Here is a 22,987-nt window from a genome sequence, read left to right as displayed (position 1 = left end):
CTCGCGGCCCTTCGACTGCGAGGGTTAGTTATTCGATGTCGTCCGAGACTGAGTCCCGTTTTCCGCCCGTTTCGGTGTCGTCTTCATCGGTTCCATCGCCGTCGGTTCCACCCCCGTCGGCCCCATCCCCGACGGTTCCGTCCGATCGGGCTCGCAACGTTCTGATCGCGATGTAACTCCCGGAGAGGACGAGCAGTACCAGTCCGAGGACGGTCTGAAATCCCGACGATCCGAGCAACACGAACAGCCAGCCGGCGGCGGCACCCCCGTGTCCGAGCGCGAAATCGTACTGGCCGACGCTCGCGTGGACGCCAGCGAGAGCGATGAACGTCAGCGCGAGGACCCACGTCGCCGCGGCCGCCGCGTCGAACCCGACGATCGTCCCGCTGACGACCGTTCCGTAGACGAGGAATCCGACCGCGAGCAGGAGTCCCGCGCCGATGACACTCCCCTGCAGATCGACCGTCTCTGTCATACCGGCTCGAGCCGCCGAACGGGGATAGCCGTGGCGATACCGCCGCGGCGAGCGACAGCAGGCAATACGGTGCAACGACCTACAGCAGCCGATACCGCCCGCGGCTCTCGCTGACGACTCCGCGCCGAGTGAGCTTCTCGAGGACGTCCCTGACGTACTCGGCGCCGACCCCGCGCTCGCTCGCGTAGTCGACGACCTCGGCTTCGGTTGGCTCGTCGAGGACCTCGAGCGCGCCTTCGACGATCTCTTTCTTGCTGCCGCTGCGACTCGGCCCGCGCGGATCGCGGTCGCCGGCCGCTTCGACTTCCTCGACGTCGAGTCCGGCCTGCTCGAGGTACTCCGCGTCGTCGACGACGCCGTCGGCAACGTCGTCCTCGAGGGCGGCGAAGGAGTCGAGTTCGGCGAAGGCCTCGCCCTCGCCCTGTCGGTTCGCGAGCATCGAGGCGCGCACGTCGCGGGCGTGGGCGGCGTCGTCGGTCTCGACGAACTTCTTGCGCTTCTCGTAGGCCTTCCGGGAGCCACAGCGGGGGCACTGGGTCGTCTCCGACCGGCCCTCGATGATCCAGAGGTTCGAGCACTCGCTACAGCCGACGACGGCGTACATGTCTCGCAGTGGCCGCTCGCGGTAGTTGAAGGTTCGGCAAGCGCGGCGGAAGTGATCGCCGCTGTCGGGCCGCGAGGGCGGACCGAACGCGGCGGAGACTGACCCGCTCAGTGCGCGGAGACATCCGGGAGGACGTTGAGACAGTAGACGCCGGCGAGGATGAGCCCGAGTCCGGCGACGGCCGCGCCGTCGAGGTGCTCGTCGAACGCCAGCACGCCGATCGACGCGACGCCGACGATGCCGAGTGCGGCCCACGTCGCGTAGACGACCCCGACCGGTAACTCCTCGAGCGTCAGCGAGAGCAGATAGAAGGCGACGCCGTAGCCGACGAGGACGCCGAGACTCGGCAGCGGCCGCGAGAACCCCTCGGAGAGTTTGAGCGCCGTCGTTCCGAACAGTTCCGATAGGATCGCACCGCCGAGTATCACGTACGGGTTCATGCGACGGTTTCTGATTGAAAAATTAATATTTGTTTCGAAGGGCTCGAGACTCGAGTGCTGAGACGAACTTTGCCGATCCCCACGGCTGCACAGCCTGCCAGCGCCGCTATCCACGGAACTATAGTGTCTGTCGCCGTGAGGCTGGGTATGGAACGCGTTTCCCTCGATGACCTCGAGTCGTCGGAAGCCGCGGACGGCGTCCACCTCGCGCTGCTGGCGGGGACCGAGTCGATGAACGTCCAGCACTTCGAGATCGAACCCGGCGCGACGGTCGACGAGCACAGCCACCCCCACGACCAGACCGGCTACATCACGCAGGGTGAACTGACGTTCCTCACTGACAGCGATGAGCGAAGCTCATCGAGCAATCGGAACTCTTCGACTTCCGATGACGGTGAGGAGATCGTCTGCGGTCCCGGCGATTCCTACGCGATCCCGGGCGACCAGCCCCACGCGGCCGAGAACCGCGGCGACGAGACGGTCCGGGGCGTCGACATCTTCAGCCCGCCGCGGGAGAACCCGAGTTGGCAGACTGAGTGAACTCGCTCTCCGATCACCTTTTCTTCCCGACACCAACGAATACCACCCAGTTATATGTCTCAGTTCGAAAGGGGTGTCCGATGGCAACTGAGCGGACACAGCAATCAGTTGGACTGGGGCGAATCAGGTCGTTTCTCGAGCGGTTGGGGCCGACGTGGCTCGCCGGCGCGATCGCGGCGGGACCCGCGACGATGGGGAGCCTGCTGGTCGCGGGGGCGAGTTTCGAGTACGCGCTGCTGTGGGTCGTCGTCCTCTCGGCGATCCTCGGCACCGTCGGTCAGTACCTCGCGATGCGGCTGGGGCTGCTCACCGAGGCGGGGATCGTCGCGGTCGTCGAGCGACACCTCGGCTCGTTCTGGGCGTGGGTGCTCGTGATCGACGCCGTGCTCGCCGCGGGGTTGGCCCAGATCGTGATCATGAAGACGCTCGCGTCGGTTAGCGCGACGATGGCCGCCGAAGCGGGCGTCGGTGTCGCCGCGCTGACCGATCCGCGCCTCTGGGGGATCGCGTGGGCCGTCGTCCTCGCGCTGGGACTCGCGGGCGGCGGCTACCGCCTCGCGGAACACGGCGCGAAACTCCTCGTCTCGATCGTCGTCGTCGCCTTCGTCGCCTCGGCCTTTGTCGTCCCGATCGATCCGGCCGCGGCGGCCGCGGGGCTGACCCCTAAAATCCCGGCTGGCGTGGACGGCGCGCTCATCGCCGCGGGAATCCTCGGCGGCGCGGTCCACATCACGCTGCTGACCATGCAGAGCTACACGATGCGCGCCCGTGGCTGGACCGCCGGCGACGCAGACATCGCGACGTTCGATGTCGTCAGTTCGATGCTCGCCGCCTTCGGCGTCTTCAGCCTCGGCGTCTTCCTCGTCGCGGCGAGCGTGCTCCCGTCGGCCGGCGTCGATCCGGCGACGATCGACGGCGTGGGTGCCGCACAGACTCTCGGTCCGATCGCCGGCGAGTACGCCATGTGGCTGTTCCTCGCCGGTCTGCTGGGCGCGGCGGTGTCGACGCTCGGCGGGAACACGATCGTCCCGCCGTACCTGCTGGCCGACAAACTCGGCTGGGAGCAGTCCGTCAGTGACGGCCGCTACCGGGCCGCGATCGTCGCCGTCGCGCTCGCCTCGGCCGTCGGCGCGTTCCTCGAGGGAGCCTTCTTCCAGCTCCTCGTCCTCACGCTCGCGTTCGGGCTGGTCGGGACGCCATTCGCCATCGCAGTGATCCTCTACTTGCTGAACGATCCCGCGGTCGTCCCCGAGACGAACTCGCTTCCGGCGAACGTCGGCGGGTTCGCACTGTTCGCCGTCGCTGCCGTCCTCGCGGGCGAGTTCGTCCTCGCGGAACTCGAGACGGTCACCGAACCGGTCTCGGCGTTCGTCGTCGCCTTCGCGGCGGCGATGACGCTGGCGGTTCTCGGATTGGGTGCCAAATACGTCCGCGATCGGATCACGACGGCGTAGCTGGTTCGGTCGCGCGAGCCGTTACAGAACCGCGGCGACCAACCAGAAGTAGACGAGCAGTCCGATGCCGGTACTCGCGGCCGCGAGACCCAGCGGCAGGAGGATCCGGCCGGCGCGCTGGACGGTCGCTGCCGTGGTCGTTATCGCCTCGAGGGGCGCACGAATCGACTGTTGCATAGCAGTAGTACGCACGGACACCTATTTTAAAGTCAGTCAGACATTCACGGGATGGGACTATTTCCGGTGGGGGACTACTGTCGGCGGACCGCTACAGTGCTCGAGTCATCACACGGGCCGTGACCCGCGGCCAGATGCAAAACTCAGTCGAGTGCCTTTCGCATCTCGACGTGGGGAATGCCGGCCTCCTCGAACTCCTCGCCGTGGCGCTCGTAGCCCAGTCGGCGATAGAAGTCGGCGGCTCGCGTCTGCGAGTGGAGTTTCAGTTCCGTAAAGCTGCGCGCGTCGGCTCGCTCTTCGAGGGATGCCATCAGCGCGCGGCCGACGCCCGCCTCGCGTCGCGACTCGAGGACGGCGACGCGTTCGACCTTGCCGACGCCGTCCTCGTACTCGCGGAGTCGGGCCGCGCCGACCGGTTCGTCGCCGTCGTAGGCGACGAAGTGGACGGCCGTCTCGTCGTGCTTGTCGTACTCTACGTCCTCGTCGACGCCTTGCTCGTCGACGAATACCGCCTGTCGGACGGCGAACGCGTCCTCTCGTCCTCGTTCCGTGTCGACGATGCGTACGTCGATATCGTTCATCGAGAGCGCCTAAGCGTCTCAAGCGTGAGAACAGTATCGATCGGGATCCCTGTTGTCACCGATCCTGAACGTCGGCTGACCTCCGTCCGATTTGAACGGCGTCTCACACGACATATAATTACTGTCATGTAGTGACGGCATTTCTGCCAGTTCCCGATCGGACGGCGATGGAATAGCCTCTCTCTTGTGTCTCCCTCGAACTCGATCGAACGGAATCCAATCAAATATGGAATATATGTGGCCAGAGTGCCTTTACGATGGCTCCGTCTTGGTGTAATAGACAGCGATGAGCGTCGACCCACACTCCGGAGCGTCCGATCCCGCAGGCTCCGATTCGGAACTCGGGTCGGACACGCGGTTCCGGTTCGAACCGACGCAGTTCCGGTGGGCGTGGTTCGCCGCGGGAGTGTTCGTCCTCGCGTCGATCGGCTGGATGCACCTATCGATCGGCGGCCCCCGGGGGACCCTCCTCTTTTCGAATCTCGTCCTCACCACCAGTGCGGCTACGGCCGCCGTCGCGCTGGGATTGCTGGCCCACCAGAGCGAGTCGCCGAACGCGCTCGGCTGGGGGCTCACCGCGGTCGGTACCGGCCTGTTCGCGGCCGGCGAGTTCGCGTGGATGTGTTACGAACTGTGGCTGGGCGGCGTTCCGTTTCCCGGCGTGCCGGATCTCTTCTATCTCAGCGACTATTGCTTCCTCGCGGCCGGACTGTTAGTGATCGCTGCGTCCCAGCACCGTCTGGGATCGCTCCTTCGCATCACCCTCGACGGACTCCTCGTCGCGATCGCGTTGCTCGCGATCAACTGGCAGTTCGTGCTCGAGCCGATGCTGACGGAGAGCGCCGCCGGCGGCGCGACACTCTGGGTGTCCGCGGCGTACCCGACGCTCGATATCGTCCTCGGATCGATCGCGTTCATCGTCGCGGCCCACGCGCGCGGTCCGCGGCGCGTCCCGATCACGCTCCTCGCCGCGGGCAATCTCGTCTGGGCGTTCGGCGACAGCGCGTTCGCGTACCTGTCGATCACGGGCGGATATGTCTACAGCGAACTCGACATGATCTGGCTCGCCGGCAATCTGATCGTCATGCTCGCCGCGCTCCATCCGGCGGCCGCGACGCCCCCGCCCGAAGTCGATCGCCGCCGGTACGCGTTCCGGGAGACGGTCGCCCCCTACGCACCCTTCCTGCTCGCGATGGCTGTCACGGGCTACGCTGCCTCGACCGCCTCCCTCGACCCGGTCGGACTCGCCCTCGGCGTGCTCGTGTTGCTCGCGCTCGTCGCCCGCCAGTCGTACGTCTTCTTCGATGCGGCAGCGTTGAGCCGTCGCCTCGAGCGAAGCGAGGCGGTGCTGTCCCGCCGCAACGAGGAACTGTTGCTCCTGAATCGGATCGTCCGTCACGACATCCGCAACGACATGGCGGTCGTCCTCGGCTGGGGCGAGGAACTGAACGACCGTCTCGACGATGACGAACGCGCGATGCTCGAGCGGATGCTAGATACGACACGGCACACGGTCGAACTCACCGAGACGTTGCAAGCGTTCACCGAACTCTGGGACACCGACGGCGACCGCGACACGGAACCGACCCCGCTCGAGACGACGCTCACGGAGACGATCGAGCGGCGACGCGAGGCGTATCCGGACGCCGACTTCGCCGTCGACGGCTCCGTCCCGGCGGTCACCGTCCGTGCGAACTCGCTCCTGTCGACCGTGTTCAGGAACCTCTTGAACAACGCGGTCCAGCACAACGACGCGGCCGAGCCACGCGTGACGATCGCCGCGGCGAGCGGCCCGGAGACGGTGACCATCCGCGTTTCGGACAACGGGCCGGGAATCCCGCCCGCCCGTCGCGACGCCGCCTTTGGCCGCGGCGAGAAGGGGCTCGAGAGCGAGGGATCGGGCGTCGGCCTCTACCTCGTCGATACCCTCGTCTCGCAGTACGGCGGCGACGTGCGGATCGAATCGAACGAGCGAGGCGGGGCCGTGTTCGTCGTCGAACTGCAACGCCATTCCGGATGAACCGCTCTCGAGCCGGGAGCCGACGGACTTGTCAACGAGTTCGGGTACAGCACTGATCGACTCGGCAGCGTTTCGAACGCACGAAGAAAGAAACGAGTGAGAACCGCTCTACGGAGGTTTTCGATGTTGTCAGACCGCTTCGCGGTCTGACTGCCCGAAAAACTGGCTTCCGACAGTTTTTCGATGTTCTCGCGGCGCAGCCGCGAGAGGACGAGAAACTCTCTACGAGAGTTTCTCGATATTGTTGACGACTTCCTCGGCGTACTCGCTCGTCGAGAGCTTCTCGGCGTCCTCGAGGTTGCGCTCGAGGTCGTAGGTAACCTTGCCGGAGGAGATGGTCTCCTCGACGGCGTCGCGGACGAGGTCGGCGGCGTCGTCCCAGCCGAGGTAATCGAGCATCATGCGGCCCGAGAGGATCATCGCGGTCGGGTTGACCTTGTCCTGGCCCTCGTACTTGGGTGCGGAGCCGTGGACGGGCTCGGCCAGCAGGAGGCCGTCGCCGAAGTTCGAACCGGGGGCGATGCCGAGGCCGCCGATCTGTGCGCCGGCGGCGTCGGACATGTAGTCACCGTTGAGGTTCATCGTCGCAATGACGTCGTAGTTGTCCGTTCGGGTCAGCAGCTGCTGGAGCATGTTGTCGGCGATGCGGTCGTTGACGACGAGGGTGTCCTCGTCGGCTTCGCCGTCTTTCTCCTCCCAGAGGGTGTCCTCGGTGATGACTTCGTCGCCGTACTCCTCTTCGGCGACCTCGTAGCCCCAGTCGCGGAACTGGCCTTCGGTGAACTTCATGATGTTCCCCTTGTGGACCAGCGTGACGGAATCGCGGTCGTGCTCGAGAGCGTAGTCGATGGCGCGGCGGACGAGTCGCTTCGTTCCGAACTCCGTGATCGGCTTGACGCCGATGCCGACGGGGCCGTCGTGGATGACGTCGTCGTCGCCCATCTCGTCTTCGACGAACTCCTTGACCTGCTGGACGTCGTCGGTGCCTTCCTCCCACTCGATGCCGGCGTAGACATCTTCCGTGTTCTCTCGGAAGGTGACCATGTCCATCTCGCCGGGGTTTTTGACCGGCGACGGGACGCCGTCGAGGTGGTAGGTCGGTCGGACGTTCGCGTAGAGGTCGAGCTTCTTTCGCAGCGCGACGTTCAGCGATCGGAAACCGGCACCGACGGGGGTCGTCAGCGGACCCTTGATCGCGACGCGGTGTTCCTTGATCGCCTCGACGGTCTCCTCGGGCAGGTTCTCGTCGTACTTCTCCCGTGCGGACTCGCCGGCGTAGACTCGCATCCAGTTGATGTCGCGGCCGGTCGCCTCCGCGGCAGCCTCCAGAACCGTCTGTGCGGCGGGACCGACATCGCTCCCGACGCCGTCGCCGTAAATAATCGGAATAATCGGGTTGTCAGGCACCTCGAGTTCGTTCTCGGTACCCGCTTTCAGCGTGATCTGCTCCCCCTCGTCGGGGACCTCGATCTTGTCGTAGCTCATCTCGTCTGTACGGTTCTTCGACGGGGGTAAAAGGTCTACCATTTCCGTCTCGGTCCGGCAAGAATTGAGCGATTCCCCATTCGTCCCGAACGGCGGTTTAGCGGCGGTATCGGGCTTCTATAGCGGCTACAGAGCGAATAAGCAATTTCGCCCCCTATATAAAAATAAGTCAAATGAGGGGTCCATCTGCCGTAAAACCGGGATTTCTCGACCGGAGGCTGTTCTCGGGTGCTCTCGAGTAAATCGAACTGACGCGTGTGAAAACCGCCGTGACGCCGCCGGTTCAAGACTGACGAATCCACCTGCCGGGAACACCGCGACGTTCAGTCTCGAGGCCGGCGATCACGGCTCGCGAGCCGGTGTCGGTGTGCCACTGATCCGGCTCGGATCTGGCGTCTCTCACGCCAATTGACTCGAGGGGCGCGGCGTGTATAACCAGTGGCGACCGTTTCACGGATTCCGGCCCCGTTACGCGTCGTTTCTTCCGCAAACGGTCGATTCGGAGGGCGGTTCGTGCCTCGGCGACTCGCAGCCGCGCGCCCCTCGATTTCGACGATCGTCGTGGAGTACATTTATTATTGACGTAGGCGTTGGGCGAACCATGTTACGAGCACCGCAGTACGCTGCGCGCCAGTGTCCCCACTGTGCCGCGACGCTGTCGAACGTACAGGGCGTGGACGCCTGTCCGGCGTGTCAGTGGGTCGACGGCAACCCCGAGGGTCGCTGACTGCAAGCCGTTCGCGACGACCGGCGACGAGAGACGGAACCTCTTTTTGTCGACCGGCCGAACCCCGAGACATGGCCGAATCCGAGGTGGACCTCGAGTCCGAGCAGTACGAGAAGCATCGCGAAGCGGGGGCAATCCTCGCGCAGGTACGCGACGAGACCGCCGAGCGCGTCGAGGTCGGCGCGAGCCACCTCGAGGTCGCCGAGTGGGCCGAGGATCGCATTCGGGAACTCGGCGGCCAGCCCGCGTTCCCCGTCAACATCTCCATCGACGAGGAGGCGGCCCACGCGACGCCCTCGATCGGCGACGAGACGACCTTCGGCGAGGAGATGGTCAACTTAGACATCGGCGTCCACGTCGACGGCTGGTTGGCCGACACCGCGATCACCGTCGACCTCTCGGGTAACCCCGAACTGGCGGAGGCCTCCGAACAGGCCCTCGAGGCCGCGGTCGATATCATCGAGCCCGGGATCGGCACCGGCGAGATCGGCGCGGCAATCGAGGACGTCATCGACGGCTACGGCTACAACCCCGTAGTCAACCTCACCGGTCACGGACTGGGCCACTGGGAGCAACACACCAGCCCGAACATTCCCAACCGAGCCGTCTCGCAGGGGACGACCCTCGAGGTCGGCGATGTCGTCGCGATCGAGCCGTTCGCGACCGACGGCGGCGGCAAGGTCACTGAAGGGGCGAGCGAGGAGATCTTCTCGCTCGAGCGTGAGGGGAGCGTTCGCAACCGGCAGGCCCGCGACGCCTTGGAACAGATCACCGAGGAGTTCCGTACGCTGCCCTTTGCGACGCGCTGGCTCGAGACCGACCGCGCGGAGATGGCGCTGCGCCGACTCAAGCGCAACGACATCGTCCACGGCTATCCCGTGCTCAAGGAAGACGACGGCTTCCTCGTCAGTCAGAAAGAGCACACGATCATCGTCACCGAGGACGGTTGTGAAGTGACGACCGAGCGGTAACCGATCCCGGGGATTCCACTGGCCATCCGTATTGGTAATAAACTACCGCTCGGGACGTCCGTCGGGAGAAGAAACGAACACGGGAGACCGGGGCAACGAGGGCGGTTGTCGGCTGTACTGTCGATTTCGCTATCGGTCGCAGTCGGAAACTCAGGCGTTGTTCATCCGTTGGCTCGAGCGATTCCCACAGCGCTGGCACTCGCTGACGCGGTAGGGTTCGCGGGAGAACTGTGCGTTCTCTTTTTTCAGGCTCTCGGTTCGAATCTGGACGGACACTTCGTGGAGGGTTTCTAAATCGCAGTCCTCGCAGTGCTCGGTCATCCCGTTGAAGGAGTCGTCGGTCGTTGCCATTACTGAATTACTTGCAGTAGCCCTATCTTAAACCCACGCTTCATTTTGACCGCTGAGTCGTCACAATCGCAAGACGGCGTTACCTTTTCCATAATACGCCTCCAGAACGTCCCATATCGTTTAGAACCCGCTCTCGAGGCGCTATATCGATATTGTGGGTTACTGTCGCACACGTGCACGAAAATATTACCGGAACTTGCGTACCATACTGGCGGACTGAAACGCTTTAGGTCGCCCTCGCGTGGTATCGGATATGGAACAGGTGTTCGCACCGTGGCGCATCGAGTGGATCCGACGCGACGAGGGAAACCCCGACATCGAGGACTGCGTCTTCTGTGAACTGCCCGAGCTGGACGACGACCGGGAGAACCTGATCGTCGCGCGGGGCGAACACGCGTTCGTCATGCTGAACAACTACCCGTATAACCCGGGGCACGTGATGGTGATTCCGCACACCCACACCGGCGACTACACGGCACTCGACGACGACGTCTTACTCGATCACGCCCGGTTGAAACAGCGCACGTTCGACGCGCTCGAGGCCGCCCTCGAGCCGGACGGCTTCAACGCCGGCTTGAACCTCGGTGACGGGGCCGGCGGCTCGATCGACGACCACCTCCACACCCACGTCGTCCCGCGGTGGCAGGGCGACACCAACTTCATGCCCGTCCTCAGCGACACGACCGTGATCGTCGAGGCCCTCGAGGCGACCTACGATCACGTCCACGAGGCCTTCGCCGCCCAAGACGGCGCGACGGTTCCCGACGAGGACGGCGCGGTCGTGTTCGAGTAGCGACGGGGCCTCTTCTTCCGACCGGCGGCGCGACTGCCGGCCCAACCCTTGTGCGAGTCCTCGTCGAACGCCGAACGCGTGTACGTCCTGACCCGTCTCGAGGAACTGATCGCGGCGTCCCTCTCCCTGCTCGACAACGTCGCGACCTTTCTGCTGACGGTCGTGCTGGTGTACGCGGTCGGCCGGTTCGCCGTCCGGCCGCTCGTGAGCGCCGCGCTCGACTACTGAGACACCGAACGGACCCTCCAGCAGGGCCTCGAGCGCGTGGTCGCCATCGGCGTGATCGCGGCCGCAATCGTGGTCGGGCTGTCGATCGCCGGCCTCAGTTTCGTCCTCGAGCGCGCGGCGATCCTCGTCGCCGCGCTGACGGTCGCGCTCGGCTTCGCCGCACAGAACACCGTCACTTCGCGACGCTCGTGACGAGCTTCCGCTCGCTTCGCTCACGGAAACGCCGTCGGCAACTTCGTCAGCGGCGCGTTCATCGTCACCGATCCGAGCTTCAACATCGGCGACTGGATCCGCTGGTCGGATCAGGAAGGCGTCATCGAGGACATCAGCGTCCGATCGACGCGGGTCCGCACCTTCGACAACGAGATCATCACGGTGCCGAATTCGGAGCTGACCGCGAACGCGGTCACCAACGCCGTCCTCAACGATCGGCTCCGGCTTCGGGTACCGGTCGCGATCGGGTACGACGACGATCTCGACGCCGTCGCTCGCATCCTGGCCGACGCGGCGGTCGATCACCCGACGGTCCTCGAGCACCCGGAGCCGACCGCTCGGATCGTCGATCTCGAGGACGTGGTCCGTGTCGTCGCCCTGTTCTGGATCGCCGATCCCGACCGCAGCACCTACGGACGCGTCCGCTCGGAGTACGCCCGCGAAATCGTCGATCGCCTCGAGCGCGAGGGGATCGATCTCGGCGCCGCGACGCCATCGGCGCTCGAGGAATCGATCGGCATCGATCGGGGACCGGCGTCTCGAGCGGTACGGACGAACCTGGTGACAGGGAGTAGCGGCCACGGAAGCGGACGGTGTTCGGGAGTCGACGAGCGTCTGTGTTAGGGCTCACAGTACAGCGGGCGGCCGTTGCACTCGCATTCGATCCGCAGCGGATCGTCGTAGGTCACAGATACGTGATCCATGGCCTGGACGTAATGTGCCGGAGTCCCGGTCCGCGAGCGATCGTTGAGCCGGGAGAGGAGTCCGGCCTCCCGGAGGTTCTCGACTTTTCTGTAGGCCGTCGACTGCGGGAGCTCAACCGCCTCGGAGATCTCGCTGACCGTCTCCGGCTCCTCGGCGTACAGATACATCGCTCGGGCGTCGTCATCGGCGAGCAGATCCACGACGCGGCGAGGGTGACACCCCAGCTCGCCGTCCTGTTCCAGCCGCGGACACGGGCGCGGGTGATCGGATCCGTCGCTCATAGACGAAACGACGGGCGGCGTTTACTTTGCTCTCGCCGCCCGTTCCCGCCGACTGGGGATCGGCCCGTACGCCGTCGTTCCGGCGGCTATACCGGCTTCCCGAACGCGTACATCGTCTCGTGGGCCGTCACCTCGAGGTCGACGAAGTCGCCGGGTTCGAGGCCGTAGTCGGTCGCGTTCTGGACGATTATCTGGCGGTAGGCGGAGTCGCGACACTTGACGGAATCCGCGGTGCCCTCCTCAACGACCAGGGCGTCCTCGCGAGTTTCGCCGACCATGTCCGCGTAGGCGTCGGCGACGATTTCGCGTTTGACTTCGCTCATCTCCTTCGAGCGTTCCTTCTTGATCGTCCCACCCAGTCCCTTCAGTTCGGCGGCATCGGTGCCCGGGCGCTTGGAGAAGCGGGTGACGTTGATCTTCTCCGGGCGGGTCTCGCGGAGCAGCGCCATCGACTGGGCGTGGTCGTGGTCGGTCTCGGTCGGGAAGCCGACGATGAAGTCCGTCGACAGCGTCCAGTAGTTCAGCCGTTCGTCGAAGGTCTCGACGACCTCGAGGTACTCCTCGACCTGGTGCTGGCGGCGCATGTCGCCGAGCACGTCGTCGCTGCCCGACTGGACCGGTGCGTGCAGGAAGTCGTAGAGTTCCTCGTGCTCCGCGAAGACCGCGGCCAACTCCTCGCGGATGCCGTGGACGCCCTTCGGGTTGGCCATCCCCACCCGCACGCGAAAGTCGCCCTCGATCTCGCAGATCGCCTCGAGCAGGCGGTGGAGTTTGCGCTCGCCCTCGTCCCAGCCGTAGACGCCGGTGTCCTGGCCGGTGATGCGGATCTCCTTCGCGCCCGCGTGGATCAGCGCGCGGGCCTTCTCGACGTTTTCCTCGATCGACGGCGAGTCGATCTTGCCGGTGGCCTGCTTGGTGATGCAGTACGAGCAGTCGGACATACAGCCCCGCGCGATCGGAAGGATGCCGACGACGCCGTCGAGGATCGGCTCGGCGTCGGGTGTCGTCGTCGGACACTCGCCGTTGGTGACCGCTTCGGGAACCTCGTCCCAGTGGAGGACCTGTCCGTCCACATCGGCCTGCGCGAACTCCTCGCCCTGGGCCAGCGCCATACAGCCCGTGATGAAGAGATCGGCCGTCTCGTCGGCCAGTTCCTCGGCCCGCCGGAGCATGTTCCGCTCGGTCTTCTCGACGACGGTACAGGTGTTGAGGATGGCGACGTCCGCCTCCTCGGCCCCGTCGACCCGGTAGTGACCCGCATCGCGGAGCCGTCGCTCGATCTCACGGCTCTCCCCGCGATTCGATGTACAGCCGTACGTTTCGATGTGATACCGGGCCATTCGCTTGGACCGTTCTCGGGGCTGGCGAATCAAAAGCGCGACGGATCGCGGGCGGGATGAGCGCGACCGCGACGGTCCGCGGTATCTTCGTCGCCTCGATCACCGCCCATCGCCGTCGGCTCCGTCGCCCCCGTCCTCAGCCGCCGCCTCGTCGGTCAGTGCCTCGAGGGCTTCCTCACCGACGAAGAGGGAGCGACGGCCGGTCGGCTCCTGTGCGATGAGCACGCCGGCCGAAAAGTCGGGATCGCCGTCCTCGTCGTAGATCCCGTCGGGACTCGTGCCGATCCGAACCGACTCGCGGACCCGCAACATCGCCTCCCGGACCGCGTCGTCCCGGTCGGCCGCCGCGCTGACGTCCAGCCGGTCGACCGACTCCTCGCGAGCCGACAGTGCCTCGAGGACGGCGTCGACGTGTGCTGGGGCGGTCTCGCCGTCGTAAATGTAGCTTCGAACGCGCATGATTCTACGAATCAGTCGGGTTCGAACGCGACGGGGCTCGAGCGAGTCGGCCGCCCCTCATCAGAGCGGAACCGAGAGCAGCCGTACGAGCACGAGCACCATCGCGATCGCCCCCAAGACGACGAACAGCGCGTTCTCGAGGTCCGGATCGCCGGACTCGATCGGTGTCGAACTGGCTTCGGGCGCGTATTCGTCGTCGTCCGTCGCCGCTTCGTCGTCCGACTCGTCGCTCGAGCCGGAGAGATCCAGCGGGATCCGATCCCACTCGTCGCCGCTCGAGTCGCCCTCGCTCGCCTCGGTCGTCGTTCCGGCGTCCGGGTCCGTCGCCGACGGCTCGCCCCATCGGTCGGTGTCGTCGTCTCCGGACGGATCGTCTGCCATACGCCATCCTAACGGGTCCGCCGTCAAAAACCCGCGGTCCGATCGCGGGTGCCGTTGGGACTGCTTCAGCGTCGCACGGTGCGGTCGCTGATATCGCCGCCGTAGACGACGCCGCGCTCGGCGTCGACCGTGACGACCTCGCCGGCCGCGATGTCCGTGCCGTCCGCGTCGCTGATCATCGGTATCCCCAACTCGCGTGCGACCAGCGCCGGGTAGCCGGTCATCCCCCGCTCGGCGTTGATGATGCCGCCGATGCGGCTCGTATCGCCGGAAAACTCCTCGTCGAAATCGGCGGGCAGGGCGAGGATCGCCCCTTCAGGGATCTCCGAGAGGTCGCCGTCGGTCACGTGGACGACCGGCCCGGTCGCCCGCCCCTCGACGACGACCTGTCCGGTCGTCAGCGCGTCGGCGGCGACGTGGACCTTCAGCATGTTCGTCGTGTTCGCCCCCTCGAGGTCGGTCATCATCCCGCAGAGGACGACCACGGTGTCCCCGCTCTCGGCGATCCCGGCGTCGAGGGCGGCCTGGACGGCCTTCTCGACGACGGCGTCGGCCCCCTGATCCGAGACGGGCGCGTACAGCGGCGTCACGCCCCACGTCAACGCGAGCTGGCGACGCACCGCCTGACTCGGCGTCGAGCCGACGACCGGCACGCCGGGGCGGTACTTCGCCGTCTTCAGCGCCGTGTAGCCGGATTCGGTCGCGGCGACGACCGCGTCCGCGCCGATGTCCCGCGCGAGGAACCGCGCCGACCGGGCCAGCGCGTCCGTCCGCGCCTCGCCCGACGCCGGGACGCGCTGCTCGAGCAACTCGGCGTACTCCTCGGAGCCCTCGACCTCGCGGATGATGCTGTCCATCGCGTCGACGACGGCGATGGGGTGGTCGCCGACCGCGGTCTCGGCCGACAGCATGACCGCGTCGGTGCCGTCGAGGACGGCGTTTGCCACGTCGGAGGCCTCCGCGCGCGTCGGCCGGCGGGCGTGGACCATCGAGTCGAGCATCTCCGTCGCCGTGATGACCGGCCGCCCGGCCTCGCGGCACTTGCGGATGATCCGCTTTTGGATCATCGGGACATCTTCCATCGGACACTCCACGCCGAGGTCGCCGCGGGCCACCATCACGCCGTAGGCGGCGTCGATGATCTCATCTAAGTTCTCCACCGCGCCGGCGCGTTCGATCTTCGCGATGATCGGGATGTCCGCGCCCGCCTCTTCCAAGACCTCGCCGACCTCGTAGACGTCATCCGCGTCCCGGACGAAGCTCGCCGCGACGAAGTCGACTTCCTTCTCGGCGGCCAGCTCGAGGTCCCGGCGATCCTTCTCCGTGACGACGTCGAGATCGAGTTCGACGCCGGGGACGTTGACGCCCTTGCGACCGCCCAGTTCGCCGCCGGTATCGACTCGCGCCCGAACCGCGTCGCCGTCGTGTTCGAGGACGGTCGTCTCGATCAGGCCGTCGTCGAGCAGAATTCGGTCCCCGGGTTCGACCGCAGTGATCGCCACCGAGAGGCCGACCGTCTCCGGCGTCGACTCCTCGCCCTCGACGAACCTGATTTCCGAGCCCGTCTCGAGACTCACCGTCTCGCCCTCGGGCAGCGGCGCGGTCCGGATCTCCGGCCCCTTCGTGTCGAGCATGATCGCGACGGGTTCGGCCCGCTCCTCGTCGACCGCGCGGACGCGATCGATCAACGCCGCGCGATCCGACGGACTGCCGTGGCTCGCGTTCAGTCGTGCGACGGACATCCCGGCCGCGGCGAGCTCCCGGATCGTCTCCCGGTCGTTCGTCGCCGGCCCCAGCGTACTGACTATTTTCGCGTTTCTCATGGCGGGAGATAGCGTCAGCACGCCCTAAAAGATGGTCACTTACTCGCCCTCGAGTACGCATTCGACGCCGTCCGCGGCGAGACGGCTGTCCGCGCCTCGGCGCTCGAGTCAGTCCGCCGGGCGGCGATCCGTCGGTCGCTCGAGCAGGCGGGTCACGCGCTCGCCGCTGACGACTTCGGGGATGATCACCTCGTCGGCACCGGCCTCCCGCGCGACCGGTTCGTACATCTCCTCGCCGACGCGGACGATGATTTCGGGCGTCGACGTCGCCGTGCCGCTGACGATCGCGATCTGGATGTTGACGTTCGAGTCGTCGATCGCAGCGACGAGTTTCGTCGCTCGGTCGACCCCGGCCGACCGCAGTACCCGCTCGCGTCTGGCGTCGCCCTCGACGAGCAGATGCCCGTCCTCGCGGGCGCGGGTCGCGTTTTCTTCGTCGATTTCGATGACGACCACCTGCCGGTCCGCCTCGGCGAGCCGGTTGGCGATCGTCCGTCCGAACATCCCGTAGCCACAGACGATAACGTGATCGTCGCTGTTGTCGATTCGTCGTTGCATCGTTGCTCGTGATACCTCCGCGGAGATCCGTCCCCCGAACAGTTCGGTGACGACCGTTTCGCCGATCCACAGCCCCGAGACGACGAGCCCGACCGTCACCAACACGGCGTAGGCCTTGGTCGCCCGTTCGGGACCCGCGCGGTCCTGAAAGTGGAGATCGATGCTCGTCAGATCGACCAGCCAGAACGCCGCCTCCACGGGGCCGACGTTCCCGAGCGCCGCGAGGCCCGCGATCCCCGCGACGACGATCGCGACGAACGTACCGATCGGCGCGACCGCGTGGCGCAAAATCGGCCGATCGTCGACGTGTGAAACGCTATCGGGGAACACAGACGAATAGCATTTCTCCGACTACAAATATCTATTTGGAGTTGTTTTTAATGCACATTCGGGTGTTTGTGGTCGGAATTAGTGCCTTGATGGAGTTCAATAGGCGAAAAACCGTTCGAACAATCCGAAACCTGTTCTCGGCCGCGAGAGACGACCCGTTACTTGATCTTCTCGCCGAGGGCCGCGTCGCCGTGGGTCGTCAGCAGGTCCGCCTCCTTGCCGGCCGCGAGGATCATGCCGTTCGACTCCACGCCGAACAGTTCCGCGGGCTCCATGTTCGCCAGCAGCACGCACTTCGTCCCCGGCAGTTCGTCGAGGTCGTGGAGTTGCTTGATCCCCGCGACCACCTGCCGCGTCTCGAAGCCGATGTCGACCTCGAGCTTCGCGAGATCGTCCGCGCCCTCGATTCCTTCGGCCGATTCGATCCGGCCGACGCGAATGTCCAGTTCCTGAAAGCCCTCGAATCCGATCCGGTCCTCGAGCAGCGGCTCGAGGTCGTCCGTCTCTGCCATGCTCTCGGATTCGCTCGCGGCGGTGTCGTCGCTTTCGGTTTCTGCGTCGGCGTCGTCGGATTCCTCGCCGTCGTCCGAGGCGGCCGCGACTCGTTCCTCGAGCTTTTCGGTGAGTTCGTCGACGCGGTCGTCTTCGATCTTGCCGAAGAGTTCGCCAGGTTCGTCGAAGTTTCGCGGCGGGGCCTCGAGCGCGTCCTCGAGGTGGGCGTCGGCGATTGCGCCGTCCTCGCCGAGTTGCTCCCACAGGTCCTGGGCCTTGTCGGGGGCAATCGGCTCGAGCAGGACGCCGACGGCCTTGGCAATCTGGACGCAGTCGCGGATGACCTGCGCGGCTGCTTCGGGTTCCTCGTCGGTGAGCTTCCACGGCTCGTTGCGCTGGATGTACTCGTTGCCGAACTGCGCGAGCTGCGTCGCGGCCTGTCCGACCCCGCGCATGGAGTAGTCGTTGACGTTCTCGCGAACGTCGCCGATGGCTCCCTCGATGCGCTCCTCGACTTCCGCGGAGACCTCCGTGTCGGGCGTGCCCTCGTAGTTGCGGTAGGCAAAGAGCAGCGAGCGGTACCAGAAGTTGCCGACGGTACCGACGAGTTCGCCGTTGACCTTCTCCTGGAAGGCGTCCCACGAGAAGTCGACGTCCTGCTGGAGGCCGCCGGTCGTGGTCAGGTAGTATCGCAGCAGATCGGGGTGGAAGCCCTCGTCCAAGTACTCCTTGGCCCAGATCGCGCGGTTCCGGCTGGTCGAGAGCCCCTTCCCGTTGATCGTGATGAAGCCGGTCGCGGCGATCCCGCGGGGCTTGTTGTAGCCCGATCCCTCGAGCATGGCGGGCCAGAAGATCGTGTGGTGCTGGATGATGTCCCGGCCGATGACGTGCATGATCTCGCCGTCGCCCTTCCAGACCTGCTCCCAGTCGTACTCGTCGGTCCCGACGCGCTCGGAGTACTGCTTCGTACTCGCGATGTACTCGATCGGCGCGTCGACCCAGACGTAGAGGACGAGGTCGTCCCCGTCTCCGTCTTCGCCGGGATAGTCGATCCCCCAGTCCATGTCCCGCGTGATACACCAGTCCTGCAGGCCGTCTTCGATCCACTGGCGCGGCTGGTTGCGCGCGTTCGAGGTGCCCTCGAGGCCGTCGAGGAACTCGGTCAGAAAGTCGGCGAACTCCGAGACCTCGAAGAACTTGTGGGTCCGCTCGCGGTACTCCGCGGGGTTGCCCGTGATCGTACTCGTCGGGTCCTCGACCTCACCCGGCTCTAAGTGGCGCTGACAGCCCTCGTCGCACTCGTCGCCGCGGGCCTTCGCGCCGCAGTAGGGACAGGTCCCCTCGACGTAGCGGTCGGGGAGGTACTGGTCGGCGTCGGGGTCGTAGGCGACCTGAATCTCCTTCTCGTAGATGTAGCCCTCGTCGTCCAGCGTGCGGACGATCTCTTGGGTCAACTCGGTGTTCGTCTCGTCGTGGGTGTGGCCGTAGTTGTCGAAGTCGACGTTGAACTTGGGGAACGTCTCCTCGTACTGCTCGTGCCAGTCCAATGCGAAGTCCGCCGGATCGACGCCCTGCTGTTCGGCATTGACGGCGACCGGGGTGCCGTGCATGTCCGACCCGCAGACGTAGGCCGTCTCCTGTCCCAGCGTCTCGAGCGCGCGGGAAAAGGCGTCCGCGCCGATATACCCCCGCAGATGACCGATGTGGAGGTCGCCGTTGGCGTAGGGCAACCCGCAGGTCACGACGGCGGGCTCGTCCGTCGGAAAGTCGTCGTTGTGCGTGCTCATATTCGTGGTCTGTCGGTCGCGGGCGTAAAACCCGCCGGTTTCGGTTTCGGTTTCGCGGTCGATGCTCGAGCGATACGGCTCACTGAGATGGGAACTGAAATTGCGCCGGGTTTCAGCGCCGCGAGAACCGTATGATCGGTTCTGAGTTCGTGGCGGCGCGTTCCCCCGGTGACGGCGCCGTCGCTACATGCGCATGCCGGGCAGCATGCGGGGTCGAAGTCGAGAATCGACGGTGACGACAGCGCGCGACTGCATACTCACGCTCGGTTACTCACTCCGGTCAGAAAACTGTTGGCGATCGTTCGCCGACCGCAACGTCACCCCCTCTCGAGCGGTCGAATCGACGCGCCAGATGTCGCGCAGGTAGCCGGCCCGGCGGCCGATCAGGAGGAAGGCACCGACGAGGCCGAAGCCGAGAAACGCCGTCATCTCGATCGTCCCCTCGAGGCCGAAGCCGAGCGTCCCCGCAGCGCCGACCCAGGCTAGTCAGTCCAGTGCCTCCCACACGCGCCCGCCGTACAGCCGCCAGATCGACACCGGAGAGCAGGAAGCCGGCGGTCATCGCGGCGACGACGAGTCGCTCGAGATCGAACAGCAGCGCCGATGCCGCTAGCAGCGCGAGCCGACGAGCACGGCCGCATCGATCCGATCCATCGCCATGCGAAGGGCTCGAGCGATGAGTGTGAAGCGGGTATCGATACGTGGTGATCTAGTGATGGCCGGCGAATGGATCGGACTAACCTCGCCACATATATCAACTACTCACACATTCTTGTACAGTAGTGAGAAACGATGATCGAATTGATCGGAGAGACGTTCCCGCTCGTGGATCTAGTAATCTTCCTCTCCGGCCTCGGTTTCCTCGTCATCGTCAAATCGCATCGTCGTCCAACTAGCAGTTGGAAGTACGTCGTCGCAGCGGTTCTCTGCTGGGTGGGTTTTTACCTCGTTCTGGGTTTGTACGACGGTTTCGTTCCGTCTCGAATCGGACAATCGATCGCGTTTCTTCTCCTGCTCGGGCTTCTGTACTGTTACATCGTCGAATCCATTGCCGCGTACAGGGACTTGGCTGGCTGAGAATCGTCTCGAGTCGCCGCTACGTCCGATCGAACTGGGCACCATCGACCGTCAGTCGTCGCTCGCGACGGGGACGCTCGCGCGTACCTCGAGTCGATCGAGATCACCGATGAACGAGGCCAACATCTCCCGGGTGACGTGGGGCATGCAGACGACCCGTAGCTCGCCCGTCGCGGTCCGAGAGATCCGCCACCCTTCGGCTCGAAGCGCGTCGAACGTCGATCGGGGCACGTCGGCCGCGACCAGCGGCAGGGTGGGATCGGCGACCTCGTAGCCCCGTTTCTCGAGGGCGTCGGCCAACCACTCAGCGTTGTTCTGCGACCGGGCGTACTGTCGGCGGTAGCCGTCGGGCCACAGCTCTTCCATCGCGGCGACGGCGCTTGCGACGCCCGCACCGGAGCGGGTCCCGGTCAGCGTCGCCTGCGAGGTCGACTCGAGGTAGGGCGTGTCGACGGCGAGTTCGTCGAGCAGGGCCGAATCGCGGACGAGCAGCCCGCCAGCGGGCACCGCGGCCTGTCCCATTTTGTGGGGATCGATTGCCATCGTGTCGACCGCGGCGTGACCGAAGTGCCAGTCGTAGTCGGTAAAGGGAAGCACGAACCCGCCCCACGCGGCGTCGACGTGGCACATCGCGTCGACCGAGTGGGCGATCTCGGCGAGGTCCGGAATCGGGTCGACGCGGCCGTACTCGGTGGTTCCCGCGACGCCGATCACCAGCGCGGTGTCGTCGTCGACGGCGGCGCGGACGGCCGAGAGATCGGCCCGCTGCCGGTCGTCTGTCGGGACGATCCGGAGGTCGACGCCGAGCAGGTCGGCGGCCTTCTGGAAGCTGAAGTGGCCCGATTCGGGCATGACGACGTTCGGCGTCCGACTCTCGGCCCGCTCGCGGGCGATCCGGACGGCCTGAATGTTCGCCTCGGTGCCGCCGCTCGTGATGTAGCCCGCCGGATTGTCCAGCCCGGCGATCTCGCTCAGCAGCGCGATCGCATCGTCCTCGAGGGCTGAAACGTTCGGATAGGTACCGGGATCGCCGGGGTTCGTCGCGAGAAACCGTTCGGCCGCGTCGCGCGCCGCCGGGTGGGGTTCCGTACACATCGAGGAGAGGACCCGGTCGAACGCTTGCGGCTCGATTTGCATATCACGTATGTACTCAGTCGGCGGTTTATGTGTTGCGTTCGCCGACGTTTCCGCGGCCGTTCGCTGCTCTCGCCCGATCTCCCCTAGCTCTCGTCCGATCGACCGGAACCGCCGCTGTCTCTCCGCCCGCATTCGTGACCCCGAGAGCGGGTGCTGTCCGCGTTGGACTCGCCGTCTGTATGGGCAATGTTGATAACACGCCGACCGAAACCACCGGCAATGATTTCGACAGCGTCTCGAGCCGTCGAACACGGGGCCACCGTCGTCGGTGTCCTCTCCCTGCTGCTGTTCGGGTTCACACAGGGACGGGAAATCCAGCAGTACACCCTCGACTTGCTCGTGGTGACCGTGCGGGTGGTGTTCCTCGACGCGCTGTCGTCGATGGCCGTCTTCACGTGCTTCGTCGCGATCACCGGATTGCTGCTGGTCCGCGAGGTGTGGACCTCTCGGGACGTCATCGATCCGGTGACCGACGGCCCGCGGCTGACGGCCGTCGTGCCGGTCTACCGCGATCACGCGGTGATGGACGAAAGCGTCGAGAGCCTCTGTGAAAGCGCCTACGAGAACCTCGAGGTGGTCATCGTCGCCGAGCCGAACGACGACGCGACCCTCGAGCGTGCCCGCGAACTCGCGAGCGCTCACGAGCGGGTCGAGTGTCTGGTCAACGGGAACCCGGGCTCGAAGGCGGGCGCGATCAATGACGCCGTTCGCGAGACCGACGCCGAACATATCGCGGTCTTCGACGCCGACGAGCGGGTTTCACCCGAGTTCCTGCCGCGAGCGATGGGCGGGATACTCGACGGCGCGGATGTCTTTCAGGGCCGCCGGATCCCGCGGCCCACCGGTGTCATCGAGACGGTCGCGTACTGTGAGCGGGTGGTCTTTCACGCGAGCTACAAGCTGGTCGAACTCTCCGGGTTCGCGAACTGCCGGAGTTCCTCGACGGTCCTCACCCGCGAGGCGTTCGAGCGCGTCGACGGCTACGACGACATGCTCACCGAGGATCTCGACTTCGCCCACGCCTGCTATCGCGAGAGCCTCGACGTGCGACAGGCCCGCCAGTGTACGAACACGATGGAGGCCCCCCATAGCCTGCGGGACCTCTGGGGCCAGCGCAAGCGCTGGCGCGTCGGCCAGATCGAAGTCCTCCACACGACGCTGCTCGAGGCCCTGCACGGGCAGGTCGATCGCCGCGGCGTCATCTCGATCGGTCGGATGTGCTCGAGCCTGCTCGGGAGCCTGTTCACGCTCGCGCTCACCTCGAAGCTCCTGCTGTTGCTCGTTCTGGACGTCGAATCGGCGTTCCTGATCCTCGCAGCGGTCCTCATCGCGACCATCGGCCTCGTCGCGTGGCGCGACACCAGCGACGGCCGAATCGACGGCCTCCGATGGAGCGTCGCCTTCGCGCCGCTGCTCTACCCCGCCTTCGGCGTGCTCACCCTCAAATCGCTGCTCGAGTACGGCCTCTCGTGGGACGGGACGTGGTACCACGTCGAGAAAAGCGGCTCCTGACGGCGGTATTTTGCGACGCGTCGCGCGTTTATCTTCGCTCGAGTAC

Annotated in this window: 27 protein-coding genes and 1 pseudogene; 12 read left to right on the top strand and 16 right to left on the bottom strand. The window is 65.7% G+C overall.

Going from position 1 to position 22,987, the window contains the following annotated elements; all coding sequences use genetic code 11:
* Positions 1 to 28 precede the first annotated feature (28 nt).
* From FEJ81_RS16150 to FEJ81_RS16140, 3 genes are all read right to left on the bottom strand, one after another.
* Complete coding sequence (locus FEJ81_RS16150; RefSeq protein WP_138246256.1) at positions 29 to 475, bottom strand: hypothetical protein; 447 nt, start codon at positions 473 to 475, stop codon at positions 29 to 31.
* Positions 476 to 554: 79 nt separating this feature from the next.
* Positions 555 to 1,079, bottom strand: a complete 525-nt coding sequence (locus FEJ81_RS16145; RefSeq protein WP_138246255.1) for a DUF5817 domain-containing protein — start codon at positions 1,077 to 1,079, stop codon at positions 555 to 557.
* Positions 1,080 to 1,186: 107 nt separating this feature from the next.
* Complete coding sequence (locus FEJ81_RS16140) at positions 1,187 to 1,519, bottom strand: DMT family transporter (RefSeq protein WP_138246254.1); 333 nt, start codon at positions 1,517 to 1,519, stop codon at positions 1,187 to 1,189.
* Between the two features lie 147 nt (positions 1,520 to 1,666).
* On the opposite strand from FEJ81_RS16140, the gene FEJ81_RS16135 reads away from it, so the two are divergent.
* Positions 1,667 to 2,059 (top strand): cupin domain-containing protein, encoded by a 393-nt coding sequence (locus FEJ81_RS16135; protein ID WP_138246253.1) that lies wholly within the window; start codon positions 1,667 to 1,669, stop codon positions 2,057 to 2,059.
* 80 nt (positions 2,060 to 2,139) lie between these two features.
* Positions 2,140 to 3,513, top strand: coding sequence for an NRAMP family divalent metal transporter (locus FEJ81_RS16130; RefSeq protein WP_138246252.1), 1,374 nt, complete (start codon positions 2,140 to 2,142; stop codon positions 3,511 to 3,513).
* 21 nt (positions 3,514 to 3,534) lie between these two features.
* Here FEJ81_RS16130 and FEJ81_RS23325 read toward each other — a convergent pair whose 3' ends face one another.
* Together FEJ81_RS23325 and FEJ81_RS16125 are read right to left on the bottom strand one after the other, a co-directional pair.
* On the bottom strand, positions 3,535 to 3,690 hold the full coding sequence (locus FEJ81_RS23325) for a hypothetical protein (RefSeq protein ID WP_175416450.1): 156 nt from the start codon (positions 3,688 to 3,690) through the stop codon (positions 3,535 to 3,537).
* 143 nt (positions 3,691 to 3,833) lie between these two features.
* Positions 3,834 to 4,271, bottom strand: a complete 438-nt coding sequence (locus FEJ81_RS16125) for a GNAT family N-acetyltransferase (RefSeq protein ID WP_138246251.1) — start codon at positions 4,269 to 4,271, stop codon at positions 3,834 to 3,836.
* Positions 4,272 to 4,557: 286 nt separating this feature from the next.
* Here FEJ81_RS16125 and FEJ81_RS16120 point away from each other — a divergent pair, with 286 nt between their 5' ends.
* A complete protein-coding gene (locus FEJ81_RS16120) occupies positions 4,558 to 6,291 on the top strand; it encodes a sensor histidine kinase (protein WP_138246250.1) in 1,734 nt (577 codons plus the stop codon).
* 222 nt (positions 6,292 to 6,513) lie between these two features.
* Here the strand turns inward: FEJ81_RS16120 and icd are convergent, their stop codons facing one another.
* A complete protein-coding gene (gene icd, locus FEJ81_RS16115) occupies positions 6,514 to 7,776 on the bottom strand; it encodes an isocitrate dehydrogenase (NADP(+)) (RefSeq protein WP_138246249.1) in 1,263 nt (420 codons plus the stop codon).
* Positions 7,777 to 8,377: 601 nt separating this feature from the next.
* Here icd and FEJ81_RS24230 point away from each other — a divergent pair.
* Complete coding sequence (locus FEJ81_RS24230) at positions 8,378 to 8,503, top strand: hypothetical protein (RefSeq protein ID WP_267877914.1); 126 nt, start codon at positions 8,378 to 8,380, stop codon at positions 8,501 to 8,503.
* Between the two features lie 71 nt (positions 8,504 to 8,574).
* On the top strand, positions 8,575 to 9,474 hold the full coding sequence (gene map, locus FEJ81_RS16110; RefSeq protein WP_138246248.1) for a type II methionyl aminopeptidase: 900 nt from the start codon (positions 8,575 to 8,577) through the stop codon (positions 9,472 to 9,474).
* A 150-nt stretch (positions 9,475 to 9,624) separates the two neighbouring features.
* Here map and FEJ81_RS16105 read toward each other — a convergent pair whose 3' ends face one another.
* Complete coding sequence (locus tag FEJ81_RS16105) at positions 9,625 to 9,825, bottom strand: DUF7835 family putative zinc beta-ribbon protein (RefSeq protein ID WP_138246247.1); 201 nt, start codon at positions 9,823 to 9,825, stop codon at positions 9,625 to 9,627.
* 253 nt (positions 9,826 to 10,078) lie between these two features.
* Here FEJ81_RS16105 and FEJ81_RS16100 point away from each other — a divergent pair, with 253 nt between their 5' ends.
* The 5 genes and pseudogenes from FEJ81_RS16100 to FEJ81_RS23805 all read left to right on the top strand — a co-directional run bounded on the left by FEJ81_RS16100 (position 10,079) and on the right by FEJ81_RS23805 (position 11,683).
* Complete coding sequence (locus FEJ81_RS16100) at positions 10,079 to 10,618, top strand: HIT family protein (protein ID WP_138246246.1); 540 nt, start codon at positions 10,079 to 10,081, stop codon at positions 10,616 to 10,618.
* 78 nt (positions 10,619 to 10,696) lie between these two features.
* A complete protein-coding gene (locus FEJ81_RS23815; protein WP_229504733.1) occupies positions 10,697 to 10,846 on the top strand; it encodes a hypothetical protein in 150 nt (49 codons plus the stop codon).
* A gap of 36 nt (positions 10,847 to 10,882) precedes the next feature.
* Positions 10,883 to 11,038, top strand: a complete 156-nt coding sequence (locus tag FEJ81_RS23810) for a hypothetical protein (protein ID WP_229504732.1) — start codon at positions 10,883 to 10,885, stop codon at positions 11,036 to 11,038.
* Positions 11,039 to 11,080: 42 nt separating this feature from the next.
* Positions 11,081 to 11,251: pseudogene (locus tag FEJ81_RS24340) on the top strand (mechanosensitive ion channel domain-containing protein); the annotation flags it as partial.
* Positions 11,237 to 11,683 (top strand): hypothetical protein, encoded by a 447-nt coding sequence (locus FEJ81_RS23805; protein WP_324618339.1) that lies wholly within the window; start codon positions 11,237 to 11,239, stop codon positions 11,681 to 11,683. The pseudogene FEJ81_RS24340 and the gene FEJ81_RS23805, both read left to right, overlap by 15 nt.
* Here the strand turns inward: FEJ81_RS23805 and FEJ81_RS16090 are convergent.
* The 8 genes from FEJ81_RS16090 to FEJ81_RS23800 all read right to left on the bottom strand — a co-directional run bounded on the left by FEJ81_RS16090 (position 11,680) and on the right by FEJ81_RS23800 (position 19,644).
* On the bottom strand, positions 11,680 to 12,045 hold the full coding sequence (locus FEJ81_RS16090; RefSeq protein WP_138246245.1) for a winged helix-turn-helix domain-containing protein: 366 nt from the start codon (positions 12,043 to 12,045) through the stop codon (positions 11,680 to 11,682). The genes FEJ81_RS23805 and FEJ81_RS16090 overlap by 4 nt on opposite strands.
* An 86-nt stretch (positions 12,046 to 12,131) precedes the next feature.
* Entirely contained in the window at positions 12,132 to 13,385 is a 1,254-nt protein-coding gene (locus FEJ81_RS16085; RefSeq protein WP_138246244.1) for a tRNA (N(6)-L-threonylcarbamoyladenosine(37)-C(2))-methylthiotransferase, read from the bottom strand.
* Positions 13,386 to 13,484: 99 nt separating this feature from the next.
* A complete protein-coding gene (locus FEJ81_RS16080; RefSeq protein WP_138246243.1) occupies positions 13,485 to 13,844 on the bottom strand; it encodes a hypothetical protein in 360 nt (119 codons plus the stop codon).
* A gap of 60 nt (positions 13,845 to 13,904) precedes the next feature.
* Positions 13,905 to 14,225, bottom strand: a complete 321-nt coding sequence (locus tag FEJ81_RS16075; RefSeq protein WP_138246242.1) for a DUF7312 domain-containing protein — start codon at positions 14,223 to 14,225, stop codon at positions 13,905 to 13,907.
* 65 nt (positions 14,226 to 14,290) lie between these two features.
* Complete coding sequence (pyk, locus tag FEJ81_RS16070; protein WP_138246241.1) at positions 14,291 to 16,048, bottom strand: pyruvate kinase; 1,758 nt, start codon at positions 16,046 to 16,048, stop codon at positions 14,291 to 14,293.
* 108 nt (positions 16,049 to 16,156) lie between these two features.
* A complete protein-coding gene (locus tag FEJ81_RS16065) occupies positions 16,157 to 16,936 on the bottom strand; it encodes a potassium channel family protein (RefSeq protein WP_229504731.1) in 780 nt (259 codons plus the stop codon).
* A gap of 158 nt (positions 16,937 to 17,094) precedes the next feature.
* On the bottom strand, positions 17,095 to 19,215 hold the full coding sequence (gene metG / locus FEJ81_RS16060) for a methionine--tRNA ligase (protein WP_138246240.1): 2,121 nt from the start codon (positions 19,213 to 19,215) through the stop codon (positions 17,095 to 17,097).
* Positions 19,216 to 19,482: 267 nt separating this feature from the next.
* On the bottom strand, positions 19,483 to 19,644 hold the full coding sequence (locus tag FEJ81_RS23800) for a hypothetical protein (RefSeq protein ID WP_229504730.1): 162 nt from the start codon (positions 19,642 to 19,644) through the stop codon (positions 19,483 to 19,485).
* Positions 19,645 to 20,007: 363 nt separating this feature from the next.
* Here FEJ81_RS23800 and FEJ81_RS16050 point away from each other — a divergent pair, with 363 nt between their 5' ends.
* The gene (locus FEJ81_RS16050) at positions 20,008 to 20,292 is read left to right on the top strand and encodes a hypothetical protein (RefSeq protein WP_138246239.1); all 285 of its coding nucleotides are present in this window, start codon (positions 20,008 to 20,010) and stop codon (positions 20,290 to 20,292) included.
* 51 nt (positions 20,293 to 20,343) lie between these two features.
* Here the strand turns inward: FEJ81_RS16050 and mfnA are convergent, their stop codons facing one another.
* Entirely contained in the window at positions 20,344 to 21,429 is a 1,086-nt protein-coding gene (gene mfnA, locus FEJ81_RS16045; protein WP_138246238.1) for a tyrosine decarboxylase MfnA, read from the bottom strand.
* A gap of 219 nt (positions 21,430 to 21,648) precedes the next feature.
* Here mfnA and FEJ81_RS16040 point away from each other — a divergent pair, with 219 nt between their 5' ends.
* Positions 21,649 to 22,941, top strand: coding sequence for a glycosyltransferase family 2 protein (locus FEJ81_RS16040; protein ID WP_138246237.1), 1,293 nt, complete (start codon positions 21,649 to 21,651; stop codon positions 22,939 to 22,941).
* Positions 22,942 to 22,987 lie beyond the last annotated feature (46 nt).

The organism is Natrinema versiforme (assembly GCF_005576615.1).
Taxonomy (GTDB): domain Archaea; phylum Halobacteriota; class Halobacteria; order Halobacteriales; family Natrialbaceae; genus Natrinema; species Natrinema versiforme_A.
This window is presented reverse-complemented; position numbering and strand designations above follow the sequence as displayed.

What these genes read in the sequence shown, in the direction of transcription:
- FEJ81_RS16150 (WP_138246256.1), bottom strand. Translation starts at nt 475, where the DNA reads ATGACAGAGACGGTCGATCTGCAGGGGAGTGTCATCGGCGCGGGACTC.
- FEJ81_RS16145 (WP_138246255.1), bottom strand. Translation starts at nt 1,079, where the DNA reads ATGTACGCCGTCGTCGGCTGTAGCGAGTGCTCGAACCTCTGGATCATC.
- FEJ81_RS16140 (WP_138246254.1), bottom strand. Translation starts at nt 1,519, where the DNA reads ATGAACCCGTACGTGATACTCGGCGGTGCGATCCTATCGGAACTGTTC.
- FEJ81_RS16135 (WP_138246253.1), top strand. Translation starts at nt 1,667, where the DNA reads ATGGAACGCGTTTCCCTCGATGACCTCGAGTCGTCGGAAGCCGCGGAC.
- FEJ81_RS16130 (WP_138246252.1), top strand. Translation starts at nt 2,140, where the DNA reads ATGGCAACTGAGCGGACACAGCAATCAGTTGGACTGGGGCGAATCAGG.
- FEJ81_RS23325 (WP_175416450.1), bottom strand. Translation starts at nt 3,690, where the DNA reads ATGCAACAGTCGATTCGTGCGCCCCTCGAGGCGATAACGACCACGGCA.
- FEJ81_RS16125 (WP_138246251.1), bottom strand. Translation starts at nt 4,271, where the DNA reads ATGAACGATATCGACGTACGCATCGTCGACACGGAACGAGGACGAGAG.
- FEJ81_RS16120 (WP_138246250.1), top strand. Translation starts at nt 4,558, where the DNA reads ATGAGCGTCGACCCACACTCCGGAGCGTCCGATCCCGCAGGCTCCGAT.
- icd (WP_138246249.1), bottom strand. Translation starts at nt 7,776, where the DNA reads ATGAGCTACGACAAGATCGAGGTCCCCGACGAGGGGGAGCAGATCACG.
- FEJ81_RS24230 (WP_267877914.1), top strand. Translation starts at nt 8,378, where the DNA reads ATGTTACGAGCACCGCAGTACGCTGCGCGCCAGTGTCCCCACTGTGCC.
- map (WP_138246248.1), top strand. Translation starts at nt 8,575, where the DNA reads ATGGCCGAATCCGAGGTGGACCTCGAGTCCGAGCAGTACGAGAAGCAT.
- FEJ81_RS16105 (WP_138246247.1), bottom strand. Translation starts at nt 9,825, where the DNA reads ATGGCAACGACCGACGACTCCTTCAACGGGATGACCGAGCACTGCGAG.
- FEJ81_RS16100 (WP_138246246.1), top strand. Translation starts at nt 10,079, where the DNA reads ATGGAACAGGTGTTCGCACCGTGGCGCATCGAGTGGATCCGACGCGAC.
- FEJ81_RS16090 (WP_138246245.1), bottom strand. Translation starts at nt 12,045, where the DNA reads ATGAGCGACGGATCCGATCACCCGCGCCCGTGTCCGCGGCTGGAACAG.
- FEJ81_RS16085 (WP_138246244.1), bottom strand. Translation starts at nt 13,385, where the DNA reads ATGGCCCGGTATCACATCGAAACGTACGGCTGTACATCGAATCGCGGG.
- FEJ81_RS16080 (WP_138246243.1), bottom strand. Translation starts at nt 13,844, where the DNA reads ATGCGCGTTCGAAGCTACATTTACGACGGCGAGACCGCCCCAGCACAC.
- FEJ81_RS16075 (WP_138246242.1), bottom strand. Translation starts at nt 14,225, where the DNA reads ATGGCAGACGATCCGTCCGGAGACGACGACACCGACCGATGGGGCGAG.
- pyk (WP_138246241.1), bottom strand. Translation starts at nt 16,048, where the DNA reads ATGAGAAACGCGAAAATAGTCAGTACGCTGGGGCCGGCGACGAACGAC.
- metG (WP_138246240.1), bottom strand. Translation starts at nt 19,215, where the DNA reads ATGAGCACGCACAACGACGACTTTCCGACGGACGAGCCCGCCGTCGTG.
- FEJ81_RS23800 (WP_229504730.1), bottom strand. Translation starts at nt 19,644, where the DNA reads ATGACGGCGTTTCTCGGCTTCGGCCTCGTCGGTGCCTTCCTCCTGATC.
- FEJ81_RS16050 (WP_138246239.1), top strand. Translation starts at nt 20,008, where the DNA reads ATGATCGAATTGATCGGAGAGACGTTCCCGCTCGTGGATCTAGTAATC.
- mfnA (WP_138246238.1), bottom strand. Translation starts at nt 21,429, where the DNA reads ATGCAAATCGAGCCGCAAGCGTTCGACCGGGTCCTCTCCTCGATGTGT.
- FEJ81_RS16040 (WP_138246237.1), top strand. Translation starts at nt 21,649, where the DNA reads ATGATTTCGACAGCGTCTCGAGCCGTCGAACACGGGGCCACCGTCGTC.